This window comes from Roseivivax jejudonensis, assembly GCF_900172265.1.
GTDB lineage: Bacteria > Pseudomonadota > Alphaproteobacteria > Rhodobacterales > Rhodobacteraceae > Roseivivax > Roseivivax jejudonensis.
The window spans coordinates 145,889-160,506 of record NZ_FWFK01000004.1; the positions used below are offsets into that span (position 1 = coordinate 145,889).

Genomic DNA, 14,618 nt, shown 5'->3' on the forward strand with positions numbered 1-14,618 from the left:
TCTTTGCCACGCCCGCGCACGTGCCCTATAGCTGGTGCGCCGGACGGAAGGGACAGACGAGATGTCGGATCGCACCGAAAGCGAGAGCCGCAAGCTGCTCGGTCGCCTGCGCGACACGATGGCCGACGAGGCCGCCGGCCAGGCGCGTCTGGACAAGATCACCCACCTGACCGCGGATTCGATGGGCACCGAGGTGTGCTCGATCTACCTTTTCCGCGACGAGGAGACGCTCGAGCTTTGCGCGACCGAGGGCCTGAAGGCCGAGGCCGTCCACCAGACCCGCATGCGGCTGGGCGAGGGCCTCGTCGGCCGCGTCGCCCGCTCCGGCAAGATCGTCAACACCGCCGACGCCCCCTCGGCACGCGGCTTCCGCTACATGCCCGAGACCGGCGAGGAGATCTATTCCTCCTTCCTCGGCGTGCCGATCCAGCGTCTGGGCGAAAAGCTCGGCGTGCTCGTGGTGCAGTCGCGCCAGGCGCGCGAGTTCACCGCCGATGAGGTCTACGCGCTCGAGGTGGTGGCGATGGTCCTGGCCGAGATGGCCGAGCTCGGCGCCTTCGTCGGCGAGGGCGCGGCACTCAAGGCGCGGCACACCCAGCCGGTGATGCTGCGCGGCACCCAGGGACAGGAAGGCGCGGCCGAGGGCCATGTCTGGCTGCACGAGCCGCGCGTCGTCGTGACCAACCTCGTCGCCGACGACCCCGAGACCGAGCGCGAACGCCTCAACAAGGCGGTCGAATCCCTGCGCGTGTCCGTCGACCAGATCCTCGCCTCGGCGTCCGATCCCGAACAGGTGCAGGTGCTCGAGGCCTACCGCATGTTCGCCAACTCCAAGGGCTGGCAGAAGCGCATGCAGGAGGACATCGAGCGCGGCCTGTCGGCCGAGGCCGCGGTCGAGAAGGAACAGTCGAACGCGCGCGCGCGGATGGCCCAGGTCACCGACGCCTACCTGCGCGAACGGCTGCAGGATCTCGACGACCTGTCCAACAGGCTTCTGCGGATTCTCACCGGCCAGGGCGCCGAAACCGGCGCCGAACTGCCGCCCGATCCGGTTCTGGTCGCGCGCAATATCGGGCCGGGCGAACTTCTGGAATACGGGCGCTCTCTCAAGGGCGTGGTGCTCGAGGAGGGGTCGGTCGGCAGCCACGCGGCCATCGTGGCGCGCGCGCTGGCGATCCCGCTCGTGATCCATGCCGGGCGGATCACGACCGAGGCACTCAATGGCGATCACATCATGGTCGACGGCGATCAGGGCATCGTCCATCTGCGCCCAGACGACAGCGTCGTGACCGCCTTCCGCGACAAGATGGCGATGCAGGCCGAGGCGCTCGAACGCTACGCCTCGATCCGCGAGACACCCTGCGTCACCGGCTGCGGCAGCCGGATCGGGCTGTTCATGAACGCCGGCCTCATGGCCGACCTGCCCTCGCTGCAGAATTCCGGCGCCGAGGGCGTGGGCCTGTTCCGCACCGAGCTTCAGTTCCTGATCCGCAACCAGATGCCGCGCCGGACCGAGCTCGCCGCGCTCTACGCCCGCGTCCTCGACGCCGCCGACGGCAAGCGCGTGATCTTCCGCACGCTCGACATCGGGTCGGACAAGGTCCTGCCCTACATGAAGCCCAACGACGAGCCGAACCCCGCGCTTGGCTGGCGGGCGATCCGGGTGGGCCTCGACAAGCCCGGCGTCCTGCGGATGCAGCTGCAGGCCCTGCTGCGCGCCGCGCGCGGCCGGCCGCTGACGGTCATGTTTCCGTTCATCGCGCAGGCCGGAGAGTACCGTGCCGCCCGCGCCGAGATGGACAAGGCCATCGCGCGCGAGGAGCGTCTCGGCCACGTCCTCCCCGAGACGATCGAGGTCGGCACGATGCTCGAGACGCCGAGCCTCGCCTACGCGCCCGACACGTTCTTCCGCGAGGTCGATTTCGTGTCGATCGGCGGCAACGATCTCAAGCAGTTCTTCTTCGCCGCCGACCGCGAGAACGAACGCGTGCGCCGCCGCTACGACACGCTCAACACGTCGTTCCTGAGCTTCATCGAGCGCATCGCCGAGCGCTGCAACGCCGCCGGCACGCCGCTGTCCTTCTGCGGCGAGGATGCCGGCCGCCCGGTCGAGGCGCTGTGTCTCGCCGCGATCGGCCTGCGCCAGCTGTCGATGCGCGCGCCGTCGATCGGCCCGGTCAAGCACCTGTTGCTGCGCTCGGATCTCGCCGAGGTCTACGACGTCATCGACACCGCGCGCCAACGGGGCGACCAGTCGGTGCGCCCCGCCGTCATGGAGTATCTGCGCGGCCGCAGCGCCCGCTGAGGCGGGCGCCGCTCCGGCACGTCCCGCGCCGCGTCAGGCCCGCGGGATCGCCCGGCGATAGAGATGCCAGCTTGCGTGTCCTAGCAGCGGCAGCGCCACCGCCAGCCCCACGAGCGCCGGCAGCGCCCCGAGAAACAGGATGCCGGCGACGATCGCGCCCCAGGTCAGGATCACCCGCGGGTTCTTCGCCGTGACCCGAAGCGACGTGACCACCGCGTTCGGCACGCCGACCTTGCGATCGAGCAGGAGCGGGAAGGACACGACCGAGGTCGCCAGCACCAGCGCCGCGAAGGCCGCGCCGACGGCGATGCCGACGACCCCCATCGCCCAGCCCGCCGGCGTGGTCAGCGCTTGCGTCGCGAAGGCGCCGAGCGATGCCGGAAGCTCCGGCCCCATGGTCACCGCGAAGATGAGCCGCGCGGTCAGCAGCCAGACGAACATCACCGCCGCGAGGTAGAGCCCGAGGACCACGATCGCGCCGAAGGACGGCGACAGCGCCACGTCGAAGGCCGAGGTCCAGCGGACCGGCCGCCCGGCCTCGCGCTGTCGGCTCATCTCGTAGAGCCCCAGCGCGGCCAGCGGCCCGACCAGAACGAAGCCGGTCAGCAGCGGAAAGATCAGCGGCATCAGGCTCTGCGTCAGCGCCGCGTAGACCAGAACCGCCCCGAGGATCGGGTAAAGCAGACACAGCACCAGCGCGTCGGCGCGCGAGGACAGCAGATCCTCCCAACCCGCGCGCAGCGCGTCGCGCAGATCCGCCTGCGTGAGCGTGGCCAGCGCCTCGCGCGGGACGGGACGCGCGTCCTCGCCGCCCCCGACCGCCTGCGCGCTTTCGCTCACATGCGCCGAGGCGCCCACGAGCCGATGCCCGAGCCAGGACAGCGGGTTGCCAATGGTTCTGTCGGCGGTGTCCTTCATGGTGTCCGACCTCCGGATGTCCGGGCGCGGGGATGCCGGACCCGCAGCCGCCCGGAGGCCGCGCGGCCCGCCTGTGACCAGATGCCGCGCGTTCACTCTAGCAGACCGCGCGCCACACGTCGCACACGAAGCGGAGAGCCGCCGGCGCGCGCCCGCGCGATGCGCGCAGGGCCGCCATGTGCGGGCTCATACGCTCGCGCCGCGATGCGGCGCGCCCCGGATCGCCGGCCTGCCGTGCTGCAAGAGGCGGCGCGAAACCGCTGATCCGCCGCCATTTTTGCGGTAGCCGATTCGGTGGACGCGACACGCGAAAACGCCCGGCGCGGCGGTTCACCGCGGCCGGGCGCCAGTTCCCTGCGCGGTCCGGTGCTGCGGCCCTTCTGACCTGCGCCACCGCCGCATCTGACATCCGCCCCGGTCCAGGGCGGTCCGGCGGCATTCGCCCCCCGGCAGCACACCGCGCCGCGCTTGGCGGGTGCGCCCGGACCTGCCCTAGCGCAACGTCGTGAAGCACAGGTTAACGAAAGCGGCGCGCCGGCCTCGCGCGCACGAGCCTCACGCACGCGTGAGCGCCGCGCGGAAGTCGGCCACCACCTCGTCGCGCGGGCGCCCCGCGCGCTCGGCCAGCCGCTTCAGGCCGAAATGCACGGCCGCCATTTCCTGGTAATACGAGGTGTAGGCATAGTTCGTGGCCGCGCCCGCCGCCGCCCCGAGGACCGGGACGGTCTGCGCGGCGAGCTTCTGGCCCAGCACCGTCGCCAGCCGCGGCGCGACCCGCGCCATGATGCCGTGCACCGTCGCCCCGGTCAGCGTGATCCGCGCCGACAGGAACGCCATGTCGACCCCGTCGTCGGCCTCGAGCGGCCCGGCCGAGCCGAACACCGCGAGGCATTCCTTGGCGATCTCGGGATCGGCGGGGTCGTAGCCGTGCTCCCACGCAACCCCCTGGATCGCCCGCAGCAGCACCGTGGTCGTGACCGGCAGTTCGGCCAGCGCGGTCGGCAGCCCCCCGGCGCCGCCGGCGGCGCCCATCGCGGTCGTCAGCGCCGTGTTGAGCCAGCCCCGCTGGTCCGGCACCACCCCGCGCGACTGCTGCGCCGCCGCCATGGCCGCCTCGAGCGCGCGCAAGGTGGCGCTCTCCAGCCGGGTCTTCACGCGGTCGGGCAGCCGCTCCAGCAGGTTCTCGGCCTGGCTGCCGATGACGTTCAGCACCTGAAGGCCGACGCCGCCGGCGCGCCGGTGCCGCCGGGCAAGCGCCATCAGCTCGTGATCGTTGTCGATGGTGACCATCTCGCGGCTCACCTGCGGTCTCTCGCGCGTCTCGTCCATGGTCCGAAGATCGGCATGCCGCGCCCCGCTTTCAATCCCGCGCGTCGCCCGCCGTCACCACCCCGGCGATCCCGTCCCACGCTCCCGGCTCCAGCGCGAGGCCGAGGACGCGCTCGGGGTTGGTCGGCGGCGGCATCTCGATATCGGGCAACCGCTCGAACCCGAACCGCCCGTAATAGGGCGCATCGCCCACCAGCAGCACCCGCGCCCAGCGCGCCCGCGCGCCGTGCAGGCTCTCGCGGATGAGCGCCGCGCCCAGCCCCTCGCCCTGCGCCGTCGGATGCACCGCGATCGGCCCGAGCAGCAGCGCCGGCGCGCCCCCGGCCTCGACCGACCAGTACCGGATCGCCCCGCCGAGGAACCCGCCTTCCGCGTACCGCGCCACGCGACACAGCTCGGAGACCGGCGCGCGCCCCTCGCGCAGCCGGTAGGACGACAGCGCCTCGCGCCCCGGCGCGAAGCACAGGTCGTAGAGCGCCTCCACCTCGGCGGCGTCGCCGGGCCGCTCCACGGTGATCTCGTACATGCGGCGGCCCCGCTGCAGGTTGAACTCGGGCGGAGGCGGTGCATTCTGTCCCCCGGCTCGGGCGCGTAGCACCTGCGCCCCCCGCCTGCAAAGTCCCGCCGCCGCGATCTCAGGAGCCCCGCGCGATGTTCTACCGCCCCGAAGACGGCCACGGCCTGCCGCACAACCCCTTCAACGCCGTGGTCACGCCGCGCCCGATCGGCTGGATCTCGACGCGCGCCTCCGACGGATCGGAGAACCTCGCGCCCTATTCGTTCTTCAACGCCGTCGCCTACGTGCCGCCGCAGGTCATGTTCGCCTCGACCTCGGCCAAGCCCGACCGCGGCGACACCAAGGACAGCGTCGCCAATATCCGCGACACCGAGGTCTTCTGCGTCAACATCGTCGAATACGCGATGCGCGACGTGATGAACCAGACCTCCGGCCCCTGGGACCGCGACACAGACGAGTTCAAACTCTCGGGCGCCGAGAAGGCCCCGTGCGAGACCATCGCCTGCTCGCGCGTCGCCGGCGCGCCGGCCAACCTCGAGTGCCGCCTCACGGAGATCCTGCAGCTCCCGGGCGAGGCCAACTTCGCCGTGTTCGGCGAGGTCGTGGGCGTTCACCTGCGCGACGACTGCCTCGTCGACGGCATCTTCGACGTGCTGCGCTTCAACCCGCTCTCGCGGATGGGCTACCGCGACTACACCGTGGTGCGCGAGAAGTTCGCGCTGAAGCGCCCGGGCGAGTGAGGCCCGCCGCGCCCGGCCCCGCCATCGGCGTCGCCCGTCGCGGCCGCGGCGCCGGGGTCACCGGGCCGCTCTCCCGCTCCCGGCGCGGCCCCGCGCCCGCCCGCGGACCGCGCCGGCATCGCCACGATCCCGCCGGCCAGTCCCACGCCGGACCCGACCGGCCCGCACGCGCCCCGCGAACCGCACCGCCGCGCGCTTTCTGAGCACGCCGCCCTCCCCGGACCCCACGCGCTTTGACGCGGGGCCCGCGCCGTGCCATACCCGTCGTCACGCCGATGGAGGGAGCGATGGACCACACTCTTTGACCGATACGCCCTGACCCGTTTCGTCAAAGGAGGTCCGCCATGCCGGTCCCGTTTCCCGATGCCCGCGCGGTGCATCCCATCACCCTGCCCGACGGCTCCGTCCACGCCGGCACCGTGTTCCTCAACACCGTGATCGACCATCCCCGGATGGAGATCGGCGACTACACCTACGCGTCGGATTTCGACCCACCGCCACCCGATGGCTGGGCCGCGCGGCTCGCGCCCTATCTCTTCGATTTCGCCGAGGAAAGGCTCGTCATCGGGCGCTTCTGCCAGATCGCCCACGGCGTGCGCTTCATCGGCGCCGCCGCGAACCACGCCACGCGGGCCCTCACGAGCTTCCCGTTCCAGGTCTTCGCGCCCGAGCAGATGCACGGATACGCGCCCGACCGGCGCGACACGGTGGTCGGCAACGACGTCTGGCTGGGCTACGGCGCGCTCGTGGCGCCCGGCGCGCGGATCGGCAACGGCGTCTTCGTCGGCGCCGGCGCCGTGGTGCGCGGCGAGGTCCCGGACTATGCCGTGGTCACCGGCAATCCCGCCCGCGTGGTGCGGATGCGCTTCGCGGACGACGAGCTCGCCACGCTCGGCCGCCTCGCCTGGTGGGACTGGCCGGTCGAGCGCATCGCCCGGGCGCGGCCCGCGCTGGAGGCCGGCGACGTCGCCGCGCTGGCCGCCCTCGCCTGACCCGGCCCCCGGCCCCGGGCCCTGCCGGCGCGCCACCAGCCGGGCGCGTCGGCCCCGGCGGATGCGCGGCACGCCGCACCGAATGAAGCGAAGACGCCGGCCCCGGCGGATGAGCGGCCTCCGCCCCGGCCGCCGCCTTCAGTGCCCGCCGATGATCCCGGTGCGCACGCCGTAATCCACCGCCAGCCCGTAATCGGGGTCGTCGTCGGAATCGAGCACGAGATGCCCCGCCCGCTTCAGGAGCCGGTGACAGTCGCGCGACAGGTGGCGCAGCTGCAGCCGCTTGCCGGCGTCCTCGTATTTCGCGGCCACCGCCTCGATCGCCTGCAGCGCGGACTGGTCGACCACCCGGCTGTCGGCGAAATCGACGATCACCACCGCCGGGTCCCTGGCGGCATCGAACATCTCGGCAAAGCCCTCGGCCGAGCCGAAGAAGAGCGGCCCCTGCACCTGGTAGACCTTGGCGCCCTCGGGCGTGACGTAGCTCTTGGCGTGGATCCGCCGCGCGTTGTTCCACGCGTAGGCGAGCGCCGAGACGATCACGCCCACGACCACCGCGACCGCAAGGTCCTCGAGCACCGTCACCACCGTCACCAGCAGGATGACGAAGGCGTCGGTGCGCGGCACCCGGGCGAGGATCCGCACCGAGTTCCACGCGAAGGTGCCGATCACCACCATGAACATCACGCCCACAAGCGCGGCGAGCGGGATCAGCTCGATCAGCGGCGCCGCGACCAGGATGAAGCTCAGCAGGAACAGCGCCGCGGCGATCCCCGCGACCCGCGTCCGCCCGCCCGAGCGCACGTTGATCATCGACTGGCCGATCATCGCGCAGCCGCCCATGCCGCCGAACACGCCGGTCACCGTGTTGGCGACGCCCTGCGCCACGCATTCCTGGCTCGCGCCGCCGCGCTGCCCGGTGATCTCGCCCACGAGGTTCAGCGTCAGCAGGCTCTCGATCAGCCCGATCGCCGCGAGGATCACCGCGTAGGGCAGGATGATCTGCAGCGTCTCGAGCGTGAACGGCACCGCCGGGATGTGGAACGCGGGCAGCCCGCCCTGGATCGAGGCCAGGTCGCCCACCCGCGGCACGTCGATCCCGAAGGCGATCACCACCGCCGCGGTCACCGCGATCCCCACGAGCGGCGCCGGCACCGCCCGGGTCAACCGCGGCAGGAGCCAGATCACCGCCATGGTCAGCGCCACCAGCGCCAGCATCGGCACCAGTTGCGCCGGCGGCAGCCACGTGCCCCCCGACGCGCCGTGTCCGGTGATCTCCGCCGAGCCCGGCACCTGGAACTGCGACAGCTGCGCGAGGAAGATGACGATCGCCAGCCCGTTGACGAAGCCCAGCATCACCGGGTGCGGCACCAGCCGGATGAACTTGCCCCAGCGCAGGACCCCCGCGGCGATCTGCAGGATCCCCATCAGCACCACGGTCGCGAACAGGTACTCGACCCCGTGCTCGGCCACCAGCGCCACCATCACCACCGCCAGCGCGCCGGTCGCCCCCGAGATCATCCCCGGCCGGCCGCCGATCGCCGCCGTGATCAGCCCGACGAGGAATGCCGCGTAGAGCCCGACGAGCGGGTTCACCCCGGCGACGAAGGAGAACGCCACCGCCTCCGGCACCAGCGCCAGCGCGACGGTCAGCCCCGAGAGGACCTCGGTCTTGATCCGCTCCGGCGTCAGCCGGCCGGTGGTCGGCGCAAGCGCCAGGTCGGGCATGGTGAAGCGTCTGGCGGTGCGCGCCATGAGCGATTGGGCCATTTCCGGGCCTCCGGGTCCTTGGGTGGGCTGAGGGTGGTGAACCCCGCGCGATACTGCAGTGCAGCATGAAGCGCCACCCGCGCACGCCCATGCCCGCTATGCGCTCCGCGCATGGCCGCCGCCCGCGCCCCGCGCGCAACCGCCCGGCGCCCCGCGCCCCTGACCAGGCGACGCCGCCACTCCACGCGCCGGTCCCGTCCCGGGCGCACCGCACCCCCCGCCCAGCTCCGCCACACCCCGAACCGCGCCCGCCGCACCGCTCACGCCGGACCCGCCCGGGGTCTCTGTCCCGCCTCGACACCGCGCGCCCCCTGTCACGCCCCGTCGGCGCGCTCACCGGCGCCCGCGACCGCCGCCGCCGTCGCGTCGCCTCGACCCGCAACGACGCGTCTCCCACCGGGCCGCAGCCCCGCCGGTCCCGGAGGGCCGCCGTCCATCCCTTCATCTTGCCCGAAAACCCCGGGGGTGAATTGGCCGCAGGCCAAGAGGGGGCAGCGCCCCCAGCCACCGTTCGAACCTTCGCACGGTGGAGTCAGAGAGCGAGCCGCGCGGGTTTGAGGCCATCGGGGCGAACTGCAACTGTCGACCAAGCAGCGCCCCCTGCCACCGTTCGAAACCGTCGCAGCGTCGGGTCGACAGGTCCGACGTCGAGCCACTCGCACCGCCGAAGCATCGGGGCACTGCGGATATCGGCGACGCCGGGCCCCCACGCCCCGCGACGACCGCGCGCACCGATCACGGCCGCCACCGGCTCGGACCGGCAGGCTTGCGCGCCTCCCGACCGGCGACCGCCCGATGCACGTGTCGCAGGCATGCGCCCGGACCATCGGCCGCCGGCGCCCGGTCCGCCGTTGCCATGCCCCGCGCGCTCTGCTTGTCTCCTCCATCAGCGGCAGCCAGGAGACGACATGACCATCGGCATCATCGGCGGCTCCGGCCTCTACGACCTCGACGGCCTCGCCGGGGCCCGCTGGCAGGAGGTCGACACGCCCTGGGGCCGGCCCTCCGACGCGATCCTCACCGGCACGCTCGACGGCGTGGCCATGGCCTTCCTGCCGCGTCACGGCCGCGGCCACGTCAATGCCCCGTCCGAGATTCCCTACCGCGCCAATATCGACGCGATGAAGCGGCTCGGCGTGACCGATCTGGTCTCGGTCTCCGCCTGCGGGTCGTTCCGCGAGGAGATGGCCCCGGGCGACATCGTGCTCGTCGACCAGTTCGTCGACCGCACCCGCGACCGGCCGTCGAGCTTCTTCGGCACCGGCTGCGTCGCGCATGTCTCGCTCGCGCATCCGACCTGCGCGCGGCTGCGCGCGGTCGTCGCCGACGCCGCGGGCGCCACCGGCCTGCGGGTGCACGCGGGCGGCACCTATCTGGCGATGGAGGGCCCGCAATTCTCCACCCGCGCCGAAAGCGTGATGTACCGCGACACGCTCGGCGCCGACGTGATCGGCATGACCAACATGCCCGAGGCCCGCCTCGCCCGCGAGGCCGAGCTCTGCTACGCGCCGGTCGCCATGGTCACCGACTACGATTGCTGGCATCCCGGTCACGAGGCCGTGGACGTCGCCGCGGTGATCGCGACGCTGACCGCGAACGCCGCCGCGGCGCGCACGCTCGTGGCGGGCCTGCCGGGGCGGCTGGCCGGGGCGCGCGGCGCCTGTGGTGCCGGCTGCGACCGCGCGCTCGACCACGCGATCATCACCGCGCCGGAGGCGCGCGATCCCGCGGTCCTGGCCCGCCTCGACGCGGTCGCGGCGCGCGTGCTCTGAGGATCCTCCGGCCCGGCGACGACGAAGCGCGCGGGACGCCCCCCGGCCCTCCCGCGCGCCCGCGACCCGGCCCGAGCCCTCCCCCGAGCGCCCGCAATTCGGTCCGCGCCCTTGACCGCCCGGCGCCGCCCGACCGCGCCCGGCCCGTCAGTCGAGCGGCGCCTCCCGGATCACGCCAACGAGCCCCCGGGCCCGCACATCGAAGCTGAACCCCGACGACCCGCCGCAACTCTGCTCCGGCGGCGCCACGGCCGCGACGTTCAGACCGGGGCAGAGCGGCGCCAGCGCCGCCGGATCGGCGATCCAGATCGCGTCCGGCCGGAACGAGATGCCCATGGTGGTGCGTGTCTCGAACCGCCCCGCCGCGGTCTCCTCGAGCGTCGTGCGCACCAGCGACTTCTCGACCACGCAGGCCTTCTGCCGGCGCTCCAGCACCGCGCGGCCGATGTCGCACCAGCATGCCCCCGGCACCCGCGTCTCGATCCGCCCCACAACGCGGCTCACCTCGCCGGTGAAGGGCAGGCCGCCCAGGGCCGCGGCCCCGGGCCCGGCCGTCGCACGCGACAGCCCGACGAGCCGCAGCGCACCATGCGCGAAGGCGAAGAAATCGTCCTGCATCTCGTCGAAGAGGTTGTAGTACCGCGCCGACACCCCGCTGTCGCTGCGCGACGCCTCCGGCAGGTCGAGCGCGCAGAGCAGCCCGCCAAGGCTCTGGCCGTCGGGCGACAACGCGACGATGTCCCCGGCGTCGAACGGCTCGGCGACGACATGGCGCTGCATCCGGTGCTTGGCGGAAATGTCCATCGCGCTCACCCCCATCAGAAAGGAGAACACCACCAGGCACACGAAGACCGCCGCGAGCGCCCTCAGAACGGTCGGCAGCGGCGGCACGCTCCGGCGCCCGGGCTCCGATCCCCCGCCCATCGCCTAGCGAGGACAGCAGATGCCGGGGCCGCAGGCATAATGGCTCTGCGGGCACGACGGCGTGGGATCAGGGGGGGAGAGCGGATCGGGCGCGGGCTGCCCGGCGGCGCCGACCGCGACCAGCAGGGCGGCAAGCGCCGCGACACCCGGAACGGCTACATATCTCATGGCAAAGGATCCGTGATGCTGAAAATGGCTCGAGGTGAATGCAACCTAAGATACCACGAATATCGAAAAATGCAATCAAGGGTAGATGGTCACGTGATCGTCGCCCCCCATACCCCCGTGCGCCGAGCCCTTGAAGACACGCCGCGACGCTGTATCGTCTCGCGCGATCCGGCACGGTCTGGCACGGGCGGGAAGCGACAGGAGGCCGTCATGGCATACGATCCCGGCCCCACGGCAGCAGGGATGCAGCGCGCCCTTGGCTCGTCGAGCCGACCGGCGACCCGGCGCCCGTCCACTCCGTGCTCCGCCGTCGAAGGGCCCGGCGCGGCCCTCCGACCCTCCGTCGGTACGCCCGACCGCGCCCGCCACGCGGCAGACCGAATCGACCGCCACGCCCCCGCTCCCGCGCGGCCCGCACCGGCACCTCCCGCGCGACGCCCCCTCAGGAGACCCGCATGACCACCGTCCGCGACTACATCCGCACCATCGCCGACTTCCCCCACGAGGGGATCATGTTTCGCGACGTGACGACGCTCTTCGCCGATCCGCGCGGCTTCCGAATGGCCATCGACCAGCTCCTCCACCCCTATGCCGGCACCCGCTTCGACACCGTCGTCGGCCTCGAGGCGCGCGGCTTCATCCTCGGCGGCGCGGTGGCACACCAGCTCTCGGCCGGGTTCGTGCCGGTCCGGAAGAAGGGAAAGCTACCCGGCGCGGTGATCTCGGAAAGCTACACGCTCGAATACGGCGAGGCGGTGGTCGAGGTCCACGACGACGCGATCACGCCCGGCGATCGCATCCTGCTCGTCGACGACCTCCTCGCCACCGGCGGGACGGCCGAGGCGGGCATCCGCCTGATGGAACGCCTCGGTGCCGAGATCATCGGCTGCGCCTTCATCATCGACCTGCCCGATCTCGGCGGCCGCACCCGGCTGGAGGCGCTCGGCATGGACGTGCACGCGCTCTGCAGCTTCGAAGGCGACTGACCCCGCCCGCGTCTTCATCTTGCCCGGAAACCCCGGGGGAGTCGCCGCAGGCGACGGGGGCGGAGCCCCCCCCCTCTCTCCCGCAACGCCTGCCCCGAGGCTCGGGAACGTGCGACGTGCGCGACACGACCCGGCACCAACGGAGCCGGTATCGACGCCCGATTGCAACACGGCACGCAGGCGCTCGGGACCGATCATCGGTCAGCATGGCTAGCCGCGGAGTGGGGGCCAGCCCCCACACCCCCGGAGTATTGCGGCCAAGAAGAAGCGGCGCGGGCGCGAAGAAAAGGCGCCGCGCCCGCGAGGACGACCGAAGGGCGGAGCGAGCCGCGTCTCCTCAGACCTCGTCCGGGAAATGCCGCATCACGGACCGGATCGGGTTCGGCGCGGCCTGGCCGAGGCCACAGATCGAGGCGTCGACCATCACCGTCGACAGCGCTTCCAGAAGATCGCGATCCCAGCGATCCGCCTGCATCAGCTTCACCGCCTTCTCGCATCCCACGCGGCACGGCGTGCACTGACCGCAGCTTTCATCCTCGAAGAACCGCAGCATGTTGAGCGCGGCGTCGCGCGCGCTGTCGGCCTGCGACAGCACCACCACGGCCGCCGAGCCGATGAACGTTCCGTGCGCCTGCAGCGTGTCGAAATCGAGCGCAATGTCATCGAGCGTGGCCGGCAGCAGACCCGAGGACGGCCCGCCCGGCTGGTAGGCCTTGAGCTCGTGGCCGTCCGCCATTCCGCCCGCGGCCGCGATGACGTCGCGGATCGTCGATCCCGCCGGCAGCAGGTAGACACCCGGCGTCGCCACCCGGCCCGAGACCGAGTAGGAGCGCAGGCCGCGCCGGCCGTTGCGCTCGGTCCCGGTCAGGATCTCAGGCCCCTCGCGGCACACCCGCGCGATCCAGTGAAGTGTCTCCACGTTGTGCACCAATGTCGGACGGCCGAACACGCCCACCTGCGCGACGTAGGGCGGCCGGTGGCGCGGCAGCCCCCGCTTGCCCTCGATCGACTCGATCATCGCGCTCTCCTCGCCGCAGATATAGGCGCCCGCGCCGCGCCGCAGAACGACGTGCCCCGGCGCGACCGTTCCCGCGGCCTCGAGCGCGGCGATCTCGCGGCGCAGGATCTCCAGCACCGCCGGGTACTCGTCGCGCATGTAGATGAAGCAGGTCTCTGCCTTGACGGCCCAGGCGGCGATCAGCATGCCCTCGAGAAAGAGATGCGGCGCGCGCTCGAGGTAGTACCGGTCCTTGAACGTGCCCGGCTCGCCCTCGTCGCCGTTCACCGCGAGGTAGCGCGGCCCAGCCGCGGCGCGCACGAAGCTCCATTTCTTTCCCGCCGGGAACCCCGCCCCGCCGAGCCCGCGGATCCCCGCCGCCAGCACCGCCTCCTGCACCGCCTCCGGGTCGCCCTCGGCGCGCAGGTCCGCGAGCGTCGCGTAGCCCCCCGCTGCGACGTAGGCCGCGTGATCCTCGTAGGCCGGGATCTTCGCGTGGGTCGCGCCCGCCTCGATCGCCGCGCGCACCGCCTCCGGCGTCGCGTGATCGACATGGCCATGGCCCACCTCGCAGGTCGGCGCGGTGTCGCAGCGGCCCATGCACGGCGCGCGCACGACCCGCACGTCCGCCGGGTCCAGTCCCGCCTCCAGGCCGGCGCGCAGCGCCTCGGCGCCGGCAAGCTGGCACGACAGCCCGTCGCAGACCCGCACGGTCAGCGCCGGCGGGGGCGTCTCGCCCTCGGCCACGACGTCGAAATGCGCGTAGAACGTGGCGACCTCGTAGACCTCCGCCTCGGACAGGCGCATCTCTTCGGCCAGCGCGCGCAGATGCGCGGCCGACAGGTGGCCGTGCGAGTCCTGCACGAGGTGAAGATGCTCGATCAGCAGGTCGCGCCGGCGCGGCCGGTCGCCCAGCAGAGCGCGGATCTCGGCCAGCGCGGCGTCGTCGAGCGGTCGGCCCTTGGGCACCGGGCGCCCCTTGCGCCGTCCGCCAGCGGCGGCGTCGGCCCCGCCGCGCCCCGGCGCACCGCCCGGTCCGTCCGGCCGTGCGCCGCCCCGCTTTCCCTTGCCGTCGTCGAGTGCCATAGCGCGTCCGTCCCTCCTGCCCGGGTCCGCTGCCCGGCGCCCCCTGTCTAGCCGCTTGCACCGGGCGCGCGACATGGGAAAAGCGACGGGTTCGGCCAGACTTGCGGCACCGGC

General features: G+C 72.6%; 11 protein-coding genes. 5 read left to right on the forward strand and 6 right to left on the reverse strand.

Annotated elements, in window-relative coordinates; all coding sequences use genetic code 11:
- Nucleotides 1–61: 61 nt before the first annotated feature.
- Complete coding sequence (ptsP, locus tag ROJ8625_RS11565) at nt 62–2,305, forward strand: phosphoenolpyruvate--protein phosphotransferase (protein WP_085792048.1); 2,244 nt, start codon at nt 62–64, stop codon at nt 2,303–2,305.
- Nucleotides 2,306–2,338: 33 nt separating this feature from the next.
- Here the strand turns inward: ptsP and ROJ8625_RS11570 are convergent, their stop codons facing one another.
- The 3 genes from ROJ8625_RS11570 to ROJ8625_RS11580 form a co-directional block, all read right to left on the reverse strand.
- A complete protein-coding gene (locus tag ROJ8625_RS11570) occupies nt 2,339–3,223 on the reverse strand; it encodes a DUF2189 domain-containing protein (RefSeq protein ID WP_085792049.1) in 885 nt (294 codons plus the stop codon).
- Nucleotides 3,224–3,778: 555 nt separating this feature from the next.
- Nucleotides 3,779–4,513 (reverse strand): EcsC family protein, encoded by a 735-nt coding sequence (locus tag ROJ8625_RS11575; protein ID WP_143535121.1) that lies wholly within the window; start codon nt 4,511–4,513, stop codon nt 3,779–3,781.
- Between the two features lie 70 nt (nt 4,514–4,583).
- Nucleotides 4,584–5,078 carry a GNAT family N-acetyltransferase gene (locus ROJ8625_RS11580; RefSeq protein ID WP_085792051.1) on the reverse strand — a complete coding sequence of 165 codons (495 nt, stop codon included), beginning with the start codon at nt 5,076–5,078 and terminating at the stop codon, nt 4,584–4,586.
- Nucleotides 5,079–5,203: 125 nt separating this feature from the next.
- Between ROJ8625_RS11580 and ROJ8625_RS11585 the strand changes: the two genes are divergently transcribed.
- Nucleotides 5,204–5,809 carry a flavin reductase family protein gene (locus ROJ8625_RS11585; protein WP_085792052.1) on the forward strand — a complete coding sequence of 202 codons (606 nt, stop codon included), beginning with the start codon at nt 5,204–5,206 and terminating at the stop codon, nt 5,807–5,809.
- A gap of 344 nt (nt 5,810–6,153) precedes the next feature.
- Nucleotides 6,154–6,801 (forward strand): CatB-related O-acetyltransferase, encoded by a 648-nt coding sequence (locus tag ROJ8625_RS11590; protein WP_085792053.1) that lies wholly within the window; start codon nt 6,154–6,156, stop codon nt 6,799–6,801.
- Between the two features lie 138 nt (nt 6,802–6,939).
- On the opposite strand, the gene ROJ8625_RS11595 is transcribed toward ROJ8625_RS11590, so the two are convergent.
- A complete protein-coding gene (locus ROJ8625_RS11595; protein ID WP_085792054.1) occupies nt 6,940–8,571 on the reverse strand; it encodes a SulP family inorganic anion transporter in 1,632 nt (543 codons plus the stop codon).
- 908 nt (nt 8,572–9,479) lie between these two features.
- Here ROJ8625_RS11595 and ROJ8625_RS11600 point away from each other — a divergent pair.
- Complete coding sequence (locus ROJ8625_RS11600) at nt 9,480–10,343, forward strand: S-methyl-5'-thioadenosine phosphorylase (protein ID WP_085792055.1); 864 nt, start codon at nt 9,480–9,482, stop codon at nt 10,341–10,343.
- Nucleotides 10,344–10,490: 147 nt separating this feature from the next.
- Here ROJ8625_RS11600 and ROJ8625_RS11605 read toward each other — a convergent pair whose 3' ends face one another.
- Nucleotides 10,491–11,234 (reverse strand): hypothetical protein, encoded by a 744-nt coding sequence (locus ROJ8625_RS11605; RefSeq protein WP_085792056.1) that lies wholly within the window; start codon nt 11,232–11,234, stop codon nt 10,491–10,493.
- Nucleotides 11,235–11,890: 656 nt separating this feature from the next.
- Between ROJ8625_RS11605 and ROJ8625_RS11610 the strand changes: the two genes are divergently transcribed.
- Nucleotides 11,891–12,421, forward strand: a complete 531-nt coding sequence (locus tag ROJ8625_RS11610) for an adenine phosphoribosyltransferase (RefSeq protein WP_085792057.1) — start codon at nt 11,891–11,893, stop codon at nt 12,419–12,421.
- A gap of 337 nt (nt 12,422–12,758) precedes the next feature.
- On the opposite strand, the gene ROJ8625_RS11615 is transcribed toward ROJ8625_RS11610, so the two are convergent.
- Entirely contained in the window at nt 12,759–14,504 is a 1,746-nt protein-coding gene (locus tag ROJ8625_RS11615; RefSeq protein ID WP_085792058.1) for an NAD(P)H-dependent oxidoreductase subunit E, read from the reverse strand.
- Between the last annotated feature and the right edge of the window lie 114 nt (nt 14,505–14,618).

Excerpts from the sequence above, each read along its gene's own strand:
- ROJ8625_RS11575 (WP_143535121.1), bottom strand. The coding sequence starts at position 4,513 with ATGGTCACCATCGACAACGATCACGAGCTGATGGCGCTTGCCCGGCGG.
- ROJ8625_RS11585 (WP_085792052.1), top strand. The coding sequence starts at position 5,204 with ATGTTCTACCGCCCCGAAGACGGCCACGGCCTGCCGCACAACCCCTTC.
- ROJ8625_RS11610 (WP_085792057.1), top strand. The coding sequence starts at position 11,891 with ATGACCACCGTCCGCGACTACATCCGCACCATCGCCGACTTCCCCCAC.
- ROJ8625_RS11590 (WP_085792053.1), top strand. The coding sequence starts at position 6,154 with ATGCCGGTCCCGTTTCCCGATGCCCGCGCGGTGCATCCCATCACCCTG.
- ptsP (WP_085792048.1), top strand. The coding sequence starts at position 62 with ATGTCGGATCGCACCGAAAGCGAGAGCCGCAAGCTGCTCGGTCGCCTG.
- ROJ8625_RS11570 (WP_085792049.1), bottom strand. The coding sequence starts at position 3,223 with ATGAAGGACACCGCCGACAGAACCATTGGCAACCCGCTGTCCTGGCTC.
- ROJ8625_RS11595 (WP_085792054.1), bottom strand. The coding sequence starts at position 8,571 with ATGGCCCAATCGCTCATGGCGCGCACCGCCAGACGCTTCACCATGCCC.
- ROJ8625_RS11580 (WP_085792051.1), bottom strand. The coding sequence starts at position 5,078 with ATGTACGAGATCACCGTGGAGCGGCCCGGCGACGCCGCCGAGGTGGAG.
- ROJ8625_RS11600 (WP_085792055.1), top strand. The coding sequence starts at position 9,480 with ATGACCATCGGCATCATCGGCGGCTCCGGCCTCTACGACCTCGACGGC.
- ROJ8625_RS11615 (WP_085792058.1), bottom strand. The coding sequence starts at position 14,504 with ATGGCACTCGACGACGGCAAGGGAAAGCGGGGCGGCGCACGGCCGGAC.